The 14,395-nt window shown below is 67.2% G+C and carries 12 protein-coding genes; 6 read left to right on the top strand and 6 right to left on the bottom strand.

The features are described 5' to 3' along the window. Window positions 1-105: 105 nt before the first annotated feature. The 3 genes from EJJ38_RS07005 (at window position 106) to EJJ38_RS06995 (ending at window position 3,389) form a co-directional block, all read left to right on the top strand. Complete coding sequence (locus tag EJJ38_RS07005) at window positions 106-1,164, top strand: efflux RND transporter periplasmic adaptor subunit (protein WP_127089379.1); 1,059 nt, start codon at window positions 106-108, stop codon at window positions 1,162-1,164. Between the two features lie 261 nt (window positions 1,165-1,425). After that, window positions 1,426-2,433 carry a tRNA dihydrouridine(20/20a) synthase DusA gene (gene dusA, locus EJJ38_RS07000; RefSeq protein WP_127089378.1) on the top strand — a complete coding sequence of 336 codons (1,008 nt, stop codon included), beginning with the start codon at window positions 1,426-1,428 and terminating at the stop codon, window positions 2,431-2,433. Window positions 2,434-2,552: 119 nt separating this feature from the next. Next, entirely contained in the window at window positions 2,553-3,389 is an 837-nt protein-coding gene (locus tag EJJ38_RS06995; RefSeq protein ID WP_127089377.1) for a sulfite exporter TauE/SafE family protein, read from the top strand. Between the two features lie 36 nt (window positions 3,390-3,425). On the opposite strand, the gene EJJ38_RS06990 is transcribed toward EJJ38_RS06995, so the two are convergent. Then, the gene (locus EJJ38_RS06990; protein WP_127089376.1) at window positions 3,426-4,223 is read right to left on the bottom strand and encodes a hypothetical protein; all 798 of its coding nucleotides are present in this window, start codon (window positions 4,221-4,223) and stop codon (window positions 3,426-3,428) included. A gap of 348 nt (window positions 4,224-4,571) precedes the next feature. Between EJJ38_RS06990 and EJJ38_RS06985 the strand changes: the two genes are divergently transcribed. Continuing rightward, window positions 4,572-5,462 (top strand): ATP-binding protein, encoded by an 891-nt coding sequence (locus EJJ38_RS06985; RefSeq protein ID WP_127089375.1) that lies wholly within the window; start codon window positions 4,572-4,574, stop codon window positions 5,460-5,462. 52 nt (window positions 5,463-5,514) lie between these two features. Here the strand turns inward: EJJ38_RS06985 and EJJ38_RS06980 are convergent, their stop codons facing one another. From EJJ38_RS06980 to EJJ38_RS06970, 3 genes are all read right to left on the bottom strand, one after another. Beyond that, the gene (locus EJJ38_RS06980; RefSeq protein WP_127089374.1) at window positions 5,515-7,308 is read right to left on the bottom strand and encodes an SPOR domain-containing protein; all 1,794 of its coding nucleotides are present in this window, start codon (window positions 7,306-7,308) and stop codon (window positions 5,515-5,517) included. A 78-nt stretch (window positions 7,309-7,386) separates the two neighbouring features. Continuing rightward, on the bottom strand, window positions 7,387-9,144 hold the full coding sequence (argS, locus tag EJJ38_RS06975) for an arginine--tRNA ligase (RefSeq protein ID WP_127089373.1): 1,758 nt from the start codon (window positions 9,142-9,144) through the stop codon (window positions 7,387-7,389). A gap of 49 nt (window positions 9,145-9,193) precedes the next feature. Then, window positions 9,194-10,396: a deoxyguanosinetriphosphate triphosphohydrolase gene (locus tag EJJ38_RS06970; RefSeq protein WP_127089372.1), complete on the bottom strand. Its 1,203-nt coding sequence runs from the start codon at window positions 10,394-10,396 to the stop codon at window positions 9,194-9,196. 90 nt (window positions 10,397-10,486) lie between these two features. Here EJJ38_RS06970 and EJJ38_RS06965 point away from each other — a divergent pair, with 90 nt between their 5' ends. Beyond that, entirely contained in the window at window positions 10,487-10,828 is a 342-nt protein-coding gene (locus EJJ38_RS06965; protein WP_127089371.1) for a HesB/IscA family protein, read from the top strand. A gap of 73 nt (window positions 10,829-10,901) precedes the next feature. Here EJJ38_RS06965 and EJJ38_RS06960 read toward each other — a convergent pair whose 3' ends face one another. Together EJJ38_RS06960 and EJJ38_RS06955 are read right to left on the bottom strand one after the other, a co-directional pair. Further along, the gene (locus EJJ38_RS06960) at window positions 10,902-12,038 is read right to left on the bottom strand and encodes an alginate O-acetyltransferase AlgX-related protein (protein WP_127089370.1); all 1,137 of its coding nucleotides are present in this window, start codon (window positions 12,036-12,038) and stop codon (window positions 10,902-10,904) included. Window positions 12,039-12,041: 3 nt separating this feature from the next. Then, the gene (locus EJJ38_RS06955; RefSeq protein WP_127089369.1) at window positions 12,042-13,448 is read right to left on the bottom strand and encodes an MBOAT family O-acyltransferase; all 1,407 of its coding nucleotides are present in this window, start codon (window positions 13,446-13,448) and stop codon (window positions 12,042-12,044) included. Window positions 13,449-13,602: 154 nt separating this feature from the next. Here EJJ38_RS06955 and xth point away from each other — a divergent pair, with 154 nt between their 5' ends. Further along, on the top strand, window positions 13,603-14,391 hold the full coding sequence (xth, locus tag EJJ38_RS06950; RefSeq protein WP_127089368.1) for an exodeoxyribonuclease III: 789 nt from the start codon (window positions 13,603-13,605) through the stop codon (window positions 14,389-14,391). The last annotated feature ends 4 nt before the right edge of the window (window positions 14,392-14,395 follow it).

Genomic DNA, 14,395 nt, shown 5'->3' with positions numbered 1-14,395 from the left:
CCCGCCTTGGCCAAAAAAACTGGCACGCAATCTTGCGCAGTCAGAAATCCAGCGATTTACATTCTGTAATTAACTTAAGGCCGTGGTTAAGGTCAATCAGAGCGGATGGGGTTGCGAGGGGGCCGATGCGCATTAAATAATGGCAATGATTTCAAGGGGGATGAAGGGAAGCGCGACTGCCAGTTGCGGGCTTTAGAAGGCAGCAAGCCGCCAATACCCATGGCAAAATTTGACCGCGACACCCTCTTCGGCCACCTGCAGCGCACTATGCGCTTGAACAAAGCTTTCTATTCGGAAAACAGAATGAAAACGCCGATGCGATCTGGCATGATACAAGTATTCGTTGTCTTCGCTGTCGCCACCGCTGCCTGTGCCATATCCACTATGGCTCAGGCTCAGCCGCGCGCGCTATCGGATACCGCCTATGATTGCCTCGTTGACGCCAATGCGAAAATAAAGCTTGGCGCCGCGGTGCCCGGACTTATCCAGAAAATGCACGCCGACCGCGGAGACAAGGTCAAGGCTGGCGACCTGCTGGTGGAACTGGAGGCCAGCGTGGAAAATGCACAGCTTTTGGTTGCGCTTTCCCGGGCGCGCAACGACCAACTGGTGCAGGCTGCGCGGGCGCGTGTCAAATTCACCGCCCAGTCCGCGGATCGAATCGTACGGCTCAAGCAGACCAATCCCGGTGCCGTCTCCGCCGTTCAGTTCGACGACGCGACGGCCCAGGCCGAGATTGCCGCCTTCAACCTGCGCGAGGCGGAACTGAACCTTGAGGCCGCCGCGCTGGAGGTGGAGAAGGCCAAGTCCGTGCTGGACCAGAAGCGCATCGCGAGCCCGGTCAATGGCGTGGTGGTGGAGCGCACCATGCAGCCCGGCGAATACCGCAATGAGCAAGGCACCTTCATGACGCTGGCGGAGATCGACCCCCTCCAGGTGGAGGTTTACGTGCCGGTGGCCTATTACGGCCAGACCGCGCCCGGCACCCGCGCGGAAGTGACCCTCGACGCCCCGCTTAATTCCCGCCACGAAGCGAAGGTGACTGTGGTGGATCAGGTTCTGGACACCGCCAGCGGCACCTTCGGCGTGCGCCTCACCCTGCCCAACCCGGACCTGAGCATCCCCGCGGGCCTGCGCTGCCACATCCGGTTCGTCAAGGAGTAAGGATCGCGCCAACCGAGGCGCGGCAAGTTCGCGCGACGATTCAGGATGTCAAGATTTCCCGTCGGAACCGCCCCTGGCTGACGGTGGTCCGGTGGCGGGTCGAGCCGTCCTTTCGACGGCGTGTTATACTGATCCCCATACCCCATTCCCGCCCCGGTACTGCACGGTGCGAAATAATACTGCACCGCAGTGCGGGCAGCGAACAAACGGCGGAAAACGGAGGCGAGCCGAACGCCGGAGTTTGAGGAAAACTCAATCGAAATGAGCGAATTACAAAACCATATCAATGGCTTGACATTCTCCGTCGCGCCCATGATGGACTGGACGGATAGGCACTGCCGGGCCTTTCACCGGCACCTGTCCGCCCGCGCGCTACTCTATACGGAGATGGTCACCGCTTTGGCCGTGATCCATGGCGATCGCGAGCGCCTGCTCGGCTATTCCCCCGAAGAGCACCCTGTCGCCGTCCAACTCGGCGGCAGCGATCCGGCCCTTCTCGCGCAGGCCGCGCGCATCTGCGCCGAGTTCGGCTATGACGAGATCAACCTGAATGTGGGCTGCCCCTCCGACCGGGTGCAGGGCGGTAATTTCGGCGCCTGCCTCATGCGCGAGCCCGCTCTGGTGGCGGACTGCGTCGCGGCCATGAAGGCAGAGGTGCGCGTGCCCGTGACCGTCAAATGCCGCATCGGCGTGGACGATCAGGACCCGGAAATCGCCCTGGATGCCCTGGCCGATGCGGTGGTGGCCGCTGGCGCGGACGCGCTCACGGTCCATGCCCGCAAGGCCTGGCTGAAGGGCCTGTCGCCCAAGGAAAACCGGGAAATCCCGCCGCTCGACTATGATCGCGTGCATCGCCTGAAGGCGCGCCTGTCCCACATTCCCATCAGCCTCAATGGCGGCCTTGCCACGCTGGACGATGCCGAGGCCCACGGCGCCGGGCTCGATGGCGTCATGTTCGGCCGCGCCGCCTATCAGAATCCCGAGCTGCTGCTGGACGTGGACCCGCGCCTTTACGGCACGCCCGCCCCCCATGCCGACACCTTCGCCGCGCTGGAGGCGTTCGAGCCCTATATGGCCGCCCATCTGGAGGCGGGCGGCCGCCTCCACGACATCACCCGGCACATGCTGGGCCTGTTCGGGGGGCAGCCGGGCTCCCGGCGCTTCCGGCGGCGGCTTGCCACAGAAGGCGTGCAGCCGGGCGCTGGGCTCGGCGTGCTGCATGCGGCGGTTGATGATGTGCGCCACGCGCCGCGCCGCGCCGCGGCCTGAGGCGTCCGCGTTTCGCCGGCCGGGCATTCCCCTGCGATAACTGGACAAGGACAGGGGGCGGGTTCAGTGTGCCGCCCTCTCCCGCGCCGCTCCGGCGCCACCCATCCCGACACAAGCCCATGCTCTCGTCTTTTTCCTGGAGCGAGCTTCTCACGCTCGCCGTGCCTCTGCTTGCCGGCGGCGTCTTCACGGGTCTTCTCGCCGGGCTCCTCGGAGTGGGCGGCGGCGCGCTGATCGTCCCCGTTCTCTATGAGGTGTTCCGGGCCATGGGCGTGGACGAGGCCGTGCGCATGCAATTGTGCGTCGGCACCTCGCTCGCCATCATCGTTCCCACCGCCCTGCAATCCTATCGCGCCCACAAGGCGCGCGGCGCGGTGCTGCCGGGCGTGCTGCGCCTCTGGAGCCTGCCGGCCTTCATCGGCGTGGCCCTGGGCTCTGTGGTGGCCGCCTTCGCCGATGGCCGGGTGCTCCAGGCGGCCTTCATCGTCATCGCCCTGGTGATGGCCGCGAAAGCCTTGGCGGGTCGCAGCGACTGGCGCATCGCCGACACCCTGCCCGGCCCGACGACCCAGCGCGCCTATGCGTTCTTCATCGGCGTGATGGCCGCCCTGGTGGGCATCAGCGGGGGCGGGCTCGTCACCATGGTGCTGAGCCTTTATGGCGTGCCGATCCATATGGCCGTGGCCACCTCGGCGGGCATCGGCATGATCGTCCCACTGCCGGGCATCATCGGCTATGCGGTGGGCGGCTGGTCGCACATGGCGGACCTGCCGCCTCTGTCCATCGGCTATGTGTCGCTGATCGGCTTTGCCTGCATGGCGCCCGTGAGCACGGCTGTGGCGCCGCTGGGCGCGCGGCTCGCCCATCGCCTGTCGCGCCGAACGCTGGAAATCGGCTTCGGCAGCTTCCTGCTTCTCATGGTGGCGCGCTTCCTCGCCGCGATGATCTGGCAATAGTCCCCGGCGGGGGGCGGATTCCGCGCCCCCTCTCTCTCACCAGGTGCGGCGGAAGCCGGCGGTGATGGACTTGTTCAGCGTATCGCCATTGTCCGCGACGCTGGTGGTCACGGACAGCGGGCCCACGATCTGCTGGGACGCGCTGACGGAGGGCTGCCAACTGGCATCGCCGCTGCGATTGCCCGTGCCGACGCTGACGCTGGTGCCCGTGGCCTGCAGATCCACGCTCACGGACTTTCCGGTCTCCCATTGCTGGGTGCCGTCGCTGCCGGAGACGACCGTATAGCTGTCGCTCACCCGCGCCTTGACGCCTTCGGTCACGGCGAATTCGCGCGAGAAGGTGGTGCCCAGGCGCCCCTGCTCCTGGACCGGGTCCACGCGCACGTCCACCGATCCTTTGTCCCAGCCCGTGAGATTGGCGACGCCGGGAATCTGCGCCCGCGCCCATGCGGCGGCACCCGCGCCGTCCTGGCTCGCCGTAACGGCGCTCTGGACGGGCACGGCATTGCCCTGGCGGGCGGCAAGCGCCATGTCCACGCCGAACTCAGCCCCACGCCATTCGCGCACGGCGCCCGCGGCTGTCACCGCGCTGCTGCCGTCCTTGTTGACGGTGCGGCTGACGCGGGTGGTCATGCCCTGCGCCTGCGAGCCACCGGGAACGGAGGGCGTGGAATTCAGGAAATAGGGCTCGGGCTCGGGGGGCTGCGGCTCAGCCTGCGGCTCCTCGCCGAAGCCCATGGCGATCCAGTCGGGCACCCACGAGGGCAGCGTGGACTGGGCGGCGGGAGCGGCAGGCTCCTGCGCGCGCGCCACTCCCGCGGGCAAAGCGCCCACGGCCAGAGACAGAACCACGAGAGAAAGGGACGAAGAGCCAAAAGAGGCTCGGGGCCGGGTCAATCGCATGCGCGCTCCTCATGATCGACATTCCCGAAGGAACGCACGATCGCATCGGATGCTGCCCGGCCCAGCCTCCGGAACAGCAGCGTCAGTAGAATGGACAAAAGTTAACGGAAGCCTGCCGCAACGCAACATCGAATCGCCCCCGCGCGGCCGATCCGGCGTGACCTGCGGCAGCGAGGTCACACATCCATGCGCGGGCGGCATGCCTCTGCGCGCCGCGTCGCGCATCTCAGCCTTGTTGCTCCCGGCCCGGGCGGGTATGCGCAGGCCCGGGAGGATATCATGACGCCAGACACCCAATCCGACGCCACGCAGGCCCTGCTGCTGCGCATCGCCGACGCCCTGGAGCGCCTGGCGCCACTGCGCGCGCCCGTGACTGATTTCGATGCCGCCGATGCCTTCGTCTGGCAGACCGAGCCGCCTCGCTGCGAGCCCGTGCCGCGCGTGAACCGCGTGGACATGGAACTGCTCCACGGCATCGACCGGGTGCGCGACCAATTGGTGGAGAACACCTCCCGCTTCGCGCGCGGCCTGCCCGCCAACAATGCCCTGCTCTGGGGCGCGCGCGGCATGGGCAAAAGCTCCCTCGTGAAGGCCGCCCACGCCCATGTGAATCTGGGAATTCCCGCAGGAGACAGCCGTCTCAAGCTGGTGGAGATTCATCGCGAGGATATCGAGACCCTGCCGGCCCTCATGGCGCGCATGCGCACCTCGCGGCATCGCTTCATCGTGTTCTGCGACGACCTCTCCTTCGATGCGGACGACACGTCCTACAAGTCGCTGAAGGCGGTGCTGGAAGGCGGCATCGAGGGGCGGCCGGACAATGTGATCTTCTACGCCACCTCCAACCGCCGCCACCTGCTGCCGCGCGACATGATGGAGAATGAGCGGTCCACGGCCATCAATCCCGGCGAGGCCGTGGAGGAGAAGGTGTCGCTGTCGGACCGGTTCGGCCTCTGGCTCGGCTTCCACAAATGCAGCCAGGACGAATATCTGGCCATGGTGGAAGCCTATGTGGCGCACCACGCCTTGCCCGTGACTATGGAGACATGGCGCCCGGAGGCTCTGGAATGGGCCACCACGCGCGGCGCCCGCTCGGGCCGCACCGCCTGGCAATATGTGCAGGATCTCGCCGGCCGCCTCGGGGTGGTCCTGACGCCCGCAGGCGCCTGAAGACAAAAAAGGCCGGGCTATGCCCGGCCTTTTTCATTGGAAGCGGGTCTCGTCAGTTGCGTGTGACGAAGCAGGTGCCGCCCTGCGCCTGCAGCGCCGCGCACAGATTGTTCGCTTCGTCGCGCGAGGCGAAGGGCCCCACCAGGGCGCGGTAGAAGATGCCCTTCTCGCCCAGATCCGCACGCCGCACGGACGGCTTATAGCTACCGAGAAGCTGCGGATAGCGGCTCTGGAGCACCTTGAAGGAGCCGAGCGCACCCGCCTCGGAGGTCTGCGAGGATACCTGCACCACATAGGCCCCGTTGGCGGCCGCCGCCGGAGGCGGGGCGGCCGGGGTTACGGCGGCCTGCTGGGTCGCGGCCGGAGCAGCAGCCGCCACGGATCCCCCCTGGCCGGTGGTGGCCGTGGTGGTCACGGTCCGGGGCGCGGGCGCGCCCGCAGGAAGGGGATTCTGCGTGGGCGCGTAGGCCGTGGGCGCCGCGCCGGTGGAAACAGGCTGCGCGGCGGGCGGATTGGCGCCCGGCACGATGCTGCCGTCCGAGCGCACCGCCACGGTGCGCACACGCTTGGGATCGGTGGGGGAAGCGGGCTGCTGGGGGGCGCCCGCCGCGGCAGCGGCCGCAGCGGCTGCCACGTCCATGGGCTGCTCCTCGCGCGGAACGACCCGTTCCTGGCCGGGTTGGCCGGGCTGGCCGCCCACGCGGTCATAGATCAGCTTCTGTCCGTCGCCATTCTGCCCATTGGCGGGCGTCGGTCCCGCCACCTTGCTGGGAGAGGTGTCGGCCTTGATGACAGGCGCCGTCTCGGCGGTGGAGGAGGAACCGGACCCACCGCCCCGGAATACCATCACGCCCGCCGTCGCCACGACGCCGAGGCCCACCAGGGCGGCCACCGCGATCAGGGCCGTGCGGCCCTTGTTGCGGCGCGGCTCGGTCTCATAGACCTCTTCGCCGTGCGGGGGCATATAGCCTTCTTCATCGAAGGCCGGGTCATAGGTGTCGTCATAGTCGGCGTAGCGGGTCTGCTCGGAATCCGTATAGGCGTAGGCCCCGTCCTGCCGGGAGGGGTCGTGCGCGGCCTCCTGCTCATGGCGGGCGTTAGGCGCGCGGGGGCTCTCGTCAGGCTGGGTCTCGCCACGCCGGGCGAGCGAGCCGTAGCCGGAGCGAACCGTGGAGCGGGCTTCGGTCTGGAGGTGGGCGGAGGCAGCCTCGGTTGCGCCCCAGCCGGTCTCTTCGCCGGTGCCCCAGTCGTTCTGGACGGGCGCGCGGCCGCGCAAGCCACCCACCGCGCCGCTCTCGCGGGGCGGGAAGGCCGCATCACGCCCGGACGACGCAGGCGCGGCAGGCATGGGGGCAGCGGGCATGGGGGCACGCGGCGGCATGGCTGGCGCCTGTCCCCCGGCAAAGCCAGCGGGCTGACGATAGCCGGTCGCCTCGCGGGCGGCGGTGGGAATGTCACGGGTGGAGGTGGGTGCCTCGCGCTGCACGGTGCGCTCACGCATCACCGTGCTTTCGCGGGCGGGAGGAAGCTCCTGCGCGTCCGGCGCCGCATCGCGGGCGGACCGGCGGCCGGGCTGCCAGTCCTCGAAGCGACGCTCCACCGGCGGGGCGGAGAATTGCGGCCGGGGCGCGGGCGCCTCACGGGCGGGCCGCGCCGGAGCGGGTGCCGGTTCCTCGGCGATATCAGCGAAATCGGCGAAGGGATCATCCTGCCCGATCAGGCGGGCGAGTTCCGCAAGCGCGTCCTCCGCCGACGGCCCATCGGCCGCCTGAGGAGACCTGGAGCCGGCCTGCTGGCCGGGGTAGCCGTCATCGCGCCGGTAGCGGAAGCTGCTGTCGTCGCCCATATTGCCTCAACCGTCTGCGAACGGGGATTTCGACCCTGCTCCGCCGATGGCGTACGGCACAAATGCCGGCGTGCGGGATCACTTCATTTCCTGGACCGCTTCCACCCCGAGCAATGCGAGGCCCGAAGCGAGCACCGTCGCCACGCCATGCACTAAGCCCAGCCGCGGCATGGTCAAACCTAGATCATTCTCCATAATGAAGCGTAAATGTGGCAAGTCTTTCCCCTTGTTCCACTGCGCGTGGAAATCGCTTGCCAATTCGTACAAGAAAAACGCGACCCGATGCGGTTCCCGTGCCGTTGCGGCCTGCTCCACGAGACGCGGCCAGGCGGCGAGGCGCATGAGCAGCCCGATCTCGCCGGAATCGTCCAGGCGCGCCAGATCGGCGTCCGCAAACCCTTCCCGCCCCTGCGGAAGGTCCGGAAATGCGACGCGCCCATTGCGCAGAATCGACTGTGCGCGGGCATGCGCATACTGGACGTAGAACACGGGATTTTCGCGCGATTGCTCGATCACCTTGCCAAGATCGAAGTCGAGCGGCGCGTCGTTCTTGCGGAACAACATCATGAAGCGCACCGCGTCGCGGCCCACTTCGTCCACCACTTCCCGCAGCGTCACGAAGGATCCCGCGCGCTTGGACATGCGCACCGGCTCGCCGTTGCGGGTGAGGCGCACCAGCTGGCACAGCTCGATGTCGAGGCTCGCCGTGCCGCCGCTCACCGCCTTCACGGCGGCCTGCATGCGCTTCACATAGCCACCGTGATCGGCGCCCCACACGTCGATCATGCGCAGGAAGCCGCGATCGAACTTGTCCTTGTGATAGGCGATGTCGCCCGCGAAATAGGTGTAGCTGCCGTCCGACTTCACCAGCGGACGGTCCACGTCGTCGCCGAAATCGGTGGAGCGGAACAGGATCTGCTCCCGGTCTTCCCAATCCTCGATGGGCGCGCCCTTGGGCGGCGGCAGGCGGCCTTCATAGACCTCGCCGCTGGTGCGCAGCTGCGCGATGGTCGCGCCCACCCGGTCCTCGCCCTGGGTGAGCGAGCGCTCGGAAAAGAACACGTCGAACGAGATGCCCAGCGCCGCAAGATCCTCGCGGATCATAGCCATCATGGCCGTGATGGCGGCATCCTTCACCACCGGCAGCCAGTCGGCCTCCGGCAAAGCGGCGAGCGCCGGGCCATGCTCCTTGGTCAGAGCCTCGCCCACCGGCACCAGATAGTCGCCCGGATAGAGCCCCTCGGGGATGGCGCCGATCTCCTCGCCCAGCGCCTCGCGATAGCGCAGGAAGGCCGAGCGGGCGAGCACGTCCACCTGGGCGCCCGCATCGTTGATATAATATTCGCGCGTCACCTTGTAGCCGGCGAAGGCCAGCAGGCTCGCCATGGCATCGCCGAACACCGCGCCCCGGCAATGGCCCACATGCATGGGGCCGGTGGGGTTGGCGGACACATATTCCACATTCATGGGCTCGCCCGCGCCCAGCGTGGAGGCGCCGAAGGCGGTGCCCTTGCGCAGAACCTCGGCCAGCACCGTGGGCCAGAAGGCGGGATCGAGCGAGATGTTGATGAAGCCGGGGCCGGCCACCTCCACCTTCGTCACCTGGGGCAAGCCCTCCAGCCGTCCGGCGATGAGAACCGCCAGATCGCGCGGCTTCATCCCCGCGTCCTTGGCGAGCACCATGGCGGCATTGGTGGCGAGATCGCCGTTGGACGCATCGCGCGGCGGCTCCACCACCACGCGGGCAAGCGCGAGCCCGGCAGGCACGCGCCCTTCCTCTTGAAGGGCGGTGACGGCGGCGCGCACGTGATCGGCGAAGATCGCGTAGACGTTCATGGACGCATCCAATGGGCTGGCGGAAACGGGAACCGGCGAAGGGCGGCGCCTAACGCAAATCCGGCGTCAAGTCAAAGAAGCGGGCATGCTGGTCCAGGGCGTAGCGGTCGGTCATTCCCGCGATGTAGTCCGCCACGCGCCGGGCAAGGCGCGCGCCGTCCGCCGGGTCCAGCCCCTCGCGCCAGCGATCAGGCATGGCCTGGGGATGGGCGAGGAAATGGCCGTAAAGGTCCGTCACCACCTGCATGGCATCCGCCATCACCCGCTCCACGCGAGGATGGCGGTACATGCGGGCGAACAGGAAGCGCTTGATCGCCGCCTCCGCCTCCACCATGGCGGGCGAGAAGGCGATGACGGGACGCCCCAGCGCGCGCACCTCGGCGGCGCTGGAGACGCCCGCCGCCAGCGCCAGGGCATCGCTCTCGCGCACCACATCCTCGATGAGGCGGGTGATGACGCGGCGCATCACCTCGGTGCCGATGCGGTTGCGCTCCAGTTCCGGATAGCGGCCGCGCACCTCGGCCACCGCCTCGCCTACCAGGGGTAGATCGGCGATCTCCTCCAGGGAGAAGAAGCCCGCGCGCAACCCATCGTCCAAATCGTGCACGTCATAGGCGATGTCGTCGGAGATGGAGGCCACTTGTGCCTCCGGGCCCGCATGTTGGTGAAGTTCAAGGTCCTGCGCCGCCGAATGCACTGCGATGGCGTGGGGCAAGCCGCCTGAGTAGCGCCCGATTCCGCTCCCCGCCGCGTCGGTCAGGGGGCCATTATGCTTGGCGATGCCCTCCAGCGCCTCCCAGGTGAGGTTGAGGCCGTCGAACTCCGCATAGCGTCGTTCCAGGCGCGTCACCACGCGCAGCGACTGGGCGTTGTGATCGAACCCGCCCTGCTCCGCCAAGCAGGCATGAAGCGCCCGCTCGCCCGCATGGGCGAAGGGCGGATGCCCGAGATCGTGCGCCAGCGCCAGCGCCTCGGCCAGATCCTCGTCCAGCCCCAGGGCGCGGGCCACGGAACGGGCTACCTGCACCACTTCCAGCGTATGGGTGAGGCGGGTACGGAAATGATCACCCTCGTGGAACACGAAGACCTGCGTCTTGTGCTTCAGGCGCCGGAAGGCGGTGGAATGGATGATGCGGTCGCAATCGCGGCGGAAGGGATTGCGGGAATCGTCCGGCTCGGCGAACAGGCGGCCCCGGGTCTGGAACGGATCGCTCGCCCACGGCACGCGCGGCCGCCCTCCCGCAACCGCCATGCCAATTCCCCCTGCCCCTTTAACTTCGACGCGGGCGCACTTAACTAATATGCCAGTGAAGGATCAACCGCCGAATTCCGGAAACCCGCCGTGGATGCCGCTCTCGCCCCCAATGTCATCGTCACCGACAGCGCCGCGCGCCGGATCGGTGAAATCCTCTCCGGCGAGCCGCCGGAAAGCGTCCTGCGCGTCAGCGTGGAAGGCGGCGGCTGCTCCGGCTTCCAATACAAGTTCGACGTGACCCGCGAACGCGACCCCGACGATCTCGTGATCGAGAAGGACGGCGCCGTGGTGGTGGTGGACCGGACGTCCCTGGACTATCTCTCCGGCTCGCGCATCGATTTCGTGGACGACCTGATCGGAGCGTCCTTCAAGATCGACAACCCCCAGGCCACCGCCTCCTGCGGCTGCGGCACCAGCTTCGCGCTCTGAGATAGACGTCTCACGCCAGCGCGGCACAGGCTTTCCCGAAGGCCCGGACGCCCCTGCGTCCGGGCTTTTGTCGTCAGTCGGGCGAGGTCAGATAGTCCGGCCAGGAGCCGTTGAGGCACGGGAACAGACGCTCGCCGCGTGCCACGATGAGCAAATCCGGCTTGAAGCGCTTCACATCCGCGAAATTGAAGTCGCAGCTTCCGTAGGTGGTCTTGCTCATATGCATCCACCCCACCTCCGCCACGGGGGTGAAGGCGAACAGGCGCGGCCAGATATTGAGCGTGTAGGAATCGCCGATAATGAGCACGCGCGGCCCGCTCTCCGCATAGCGATAGGTGAAGCCGTTGAAGGGCTTCGCCTCATGCTTGCCCTCGAAGACGAAGCCCGTGGATGGCCCCGGCGGCTTGAGGTTCAGCACCTGATTCTCGTCCGGCAGCGGCGGCGTGCGGCGGAGCGAGCGCGCGAGGTCGCCAAGGAAGAAGGGGCCGACCGGGCCGAGCACCTCGGCCTCGTTCACCTGCCAGTCGGGATGGCCTGCCGCGCGCATCACCGCATTGAAGGACAGCACCGCCGAGCGGTTGGTCCAATGGGTGTCGTTGGGCAGATAGCGCCGCGCATCCGTTGACTGGCGCAGCACGTCGCGCAGGTCCACGGCGGCGATGCCGCGCACCTTCAGTTCCTCCAGCAGGTAGGAATATTCCGTCGGCTGGGCGGGATACTTGTCCTGCCATTCCGGGAGCTGCTCCAGGTCCACGGACTGGGCATTGGGCGGCAGCGCCACCACCACCTTGGTGCCGTAGGAGGCCAGTTCCCTCTGAAGCGCCATCATGAGCGCGGCGAACCGCTCCACGGCATCCTTGCGCATGAGCGCGCCCGCCGACTGGCCGGCGGCATGCTGGCCGGCGAACAGCAACTGCCCATTCCGCCCCACATAGATGAAGCCGTTCTCGGGCGAGTTCAGCGTGTCGCGGATGGCGAGGCGCACCAGGGGCAGGCTGGCCCGGAAGCCGAAATTGTCCTGCACATAGAAAGCAAGGCGCTGGAGGCGGCCGTGGAGCTGCTCATACCAGGGCGCGCCCGGCAGCTTCTGCCCGCCGCGCCAGATATAGCGGCCGGACGGGTCGGGAATGAGATTGCCGATGAGCAGCAGGGCGATGATGCCCACCACCAGGATGCCCATGCGACGGCGATGTCGGAGAAGCAGCGGCATGGGTCAGAACCGATAATACAGGAAGGGCGCGGCCGGGCCGCCGCCGATCCAGATGACGCTGAGGATCATGATGGCCGCGATCATGGCATAGTCGAGCACCGCCACGGCGGGCCGCCAGCCGAGCGCGACCTTGATGCGCGGCCACTTCCAGAAGCCGATGAGCCCGCCCGCCACCAGCGCCGCCACGGAGAGCGGATACAGGCCGAAGGCGATGGGAAAGCTCATGCCACCCACCCCGTTGAAGCCGAACAGCCCGGCGAACATGCCAAGCGCCCCGTCGAAGGTTTCCGCCCGGAACCAGACCCAGCCCAGCAGCACCACGACCACCGTATAGAGATGGGCGAGCGCCGCCGGCCCCTTGTCCAGCCAGCGCTTCAGGCCCATGCGCTCGATCACCAGGAAGGCGCCGTGATGGGCGCCCCAGATGACGAAGTTCCAGCTCGCCCCGTGCCACAGGCCGCACAGCAGGAAGACGCTCCACAGATTCACATAGGTCCGCATCGGCCCGAGCCGGTTGCCGCCCAGCGTGATGTAGACATAGTCGCGCAGCCAGGACGACAGGCTCATGTGCCAGCGCCGCCAGAAGTCGGTGATGCTGAGCGCGGCATAGGGAATCCGGAAGTTGCGCGGCAGGGTGAAGCCCACCATGACGCCCAGGCCCACGGCCATGGCCGAATAGCCGCCGAAGTCAAAATAGATCTGGATGGCATAGGCATAGACCCCCAGCCACGCCTCCAGCATGGTGGGATGGCTGGTGCCGTCGAAGATGGACATGACCAGCGGCGATACCTCGTCCGCGATCAGCACCTTCCAGGCAAGGCCGATGGCGAACAGCCGCGAGCCCGCCGAGAAGCGCCCCCATGTGGTGTGCCGCTCCCCGAGCTGCCGGGCCACCGTGGAATAGCGCACGATGGGGCCCGCCACGAGCTGCGGGAACATGGTCATGTAGAGCACGAACTGGAGCGGATCCCGGTTCGCCCGCACCCGGCCCTTATAGATGTCGGCGATGTAGGAGATGGCGTGGAAGGAATAGAAGGAGATGCCCAGCGGCAGGCCGATGCGCGGAACGGGAATCACCACCTCGAACGGCTCCAGCAGGGCGTCCAAATTCTCCAGAAAGAAGCCGGTATATTTGAAGAAGCCCAGCAGGGCGACGTTGAACACCACGCCATAGACGAGAAGCTTGCGCCGCCCCTCCCCTTCCCGCGCATCGAGCGCAAGGGCCACCTTGTAGTTCACGAAAATGGAGAAGAGCAGCAGGAACAGATGCGGCGTGTACCCGCCCGCATAGAAGACCAGCGAGAAAATAACGAAGATGATGTTCTTGAGCTTGATCGTCCTGGCTGAGAAATACAGCAGGAGAAACAGCGGAAAGAAATAGAACAGAAATTCGATGGAGGCGAAGGTCATGCCGGCGCGGGCGTCCGATGGGGGCGGACTGAAATGCCATCCTTTTGCGGACGGAGCAAGATTGGCCGACCCGACAAGGCCGTGAAGAACGTCGCATCAGGGATTTGCACGCCCGCTTGCCCATCCTATCCTCCCCGCGAACCGGAGAGCCCCCATGCGCATCGCCACCTGGAACGTGAATTCCATCCGCCAGCGGCTCGACCATGCGGTGCGCTGGCTGCAGGAGGCGCAGCCGGACGTGGTCTGCCTCCAGGAGATCAAATGCCAGGACGAGGCCTTCCCCCGCGAGGCGTTCGAGGCGCTCGGCTACAATGTGGCGGTGCACGGCCAGAAGGGGTTCAACGGCGTCGCCCTCCTCTCCAAGCTCCCGCTGGAGGACGTGACCCTGGGCCTGCCCGGCGATGAGAGCGACGTGCAGTCCCGCTTCATCGAGGCGGTGGTGTCGGTCAAGGGCATGGCGGTGCGGGTGTGCTGCCTCTATCTGCCGAACGGCAACCCGCCCGAGACGGAGAAATACCCCTACAAGCTCGGCTTCATGGCGCGCCTGCGAGCACTCGCCGCCGCGCGGCTGGAGTTGGAGGAAGCCTTCGTGCTGGCGGGGGACTTCAACGTCATCCCCATGCCCGCAGATGCGGCCGTGCCGGAAGCCTGGGTGAATGACGCCCTGTTCCTGCCGCCCACCCGCACGGCGTTCCGCGATCTCATCCATCTGGGGCTCACCGACGCAATTCGGGCCACCTCGGATTCGGACCGGATCTATACGTTCTGGGATTATCAGGCGGGCGCGTGGCAGCGCGATCTGGGCATCCGCATCGACCACCTGCTCCTGTCGCCCCAGGCGGCGGACCGCCTCGTCGCGGCGGGCGTGGACAAGCATGTGCGGGCCTGGGAGAAGCCCTCGGACCATGTTCCGGTCTGGATCGATCTCGCCATCGCGGCGTGAGGGC

Source organism: Aquabacter cavernae (assembly GCF_003993795.1).
Lineage (GTDB): Bacteria > Pseudomonadota > Alphaproteobacteria > Rhizobiales > Xanthobacteraceae > Aquabacter > Aquabacter cavernae.
This window is presented reverse-complemented; position numbering and strand designations above follow the sequence as displayed.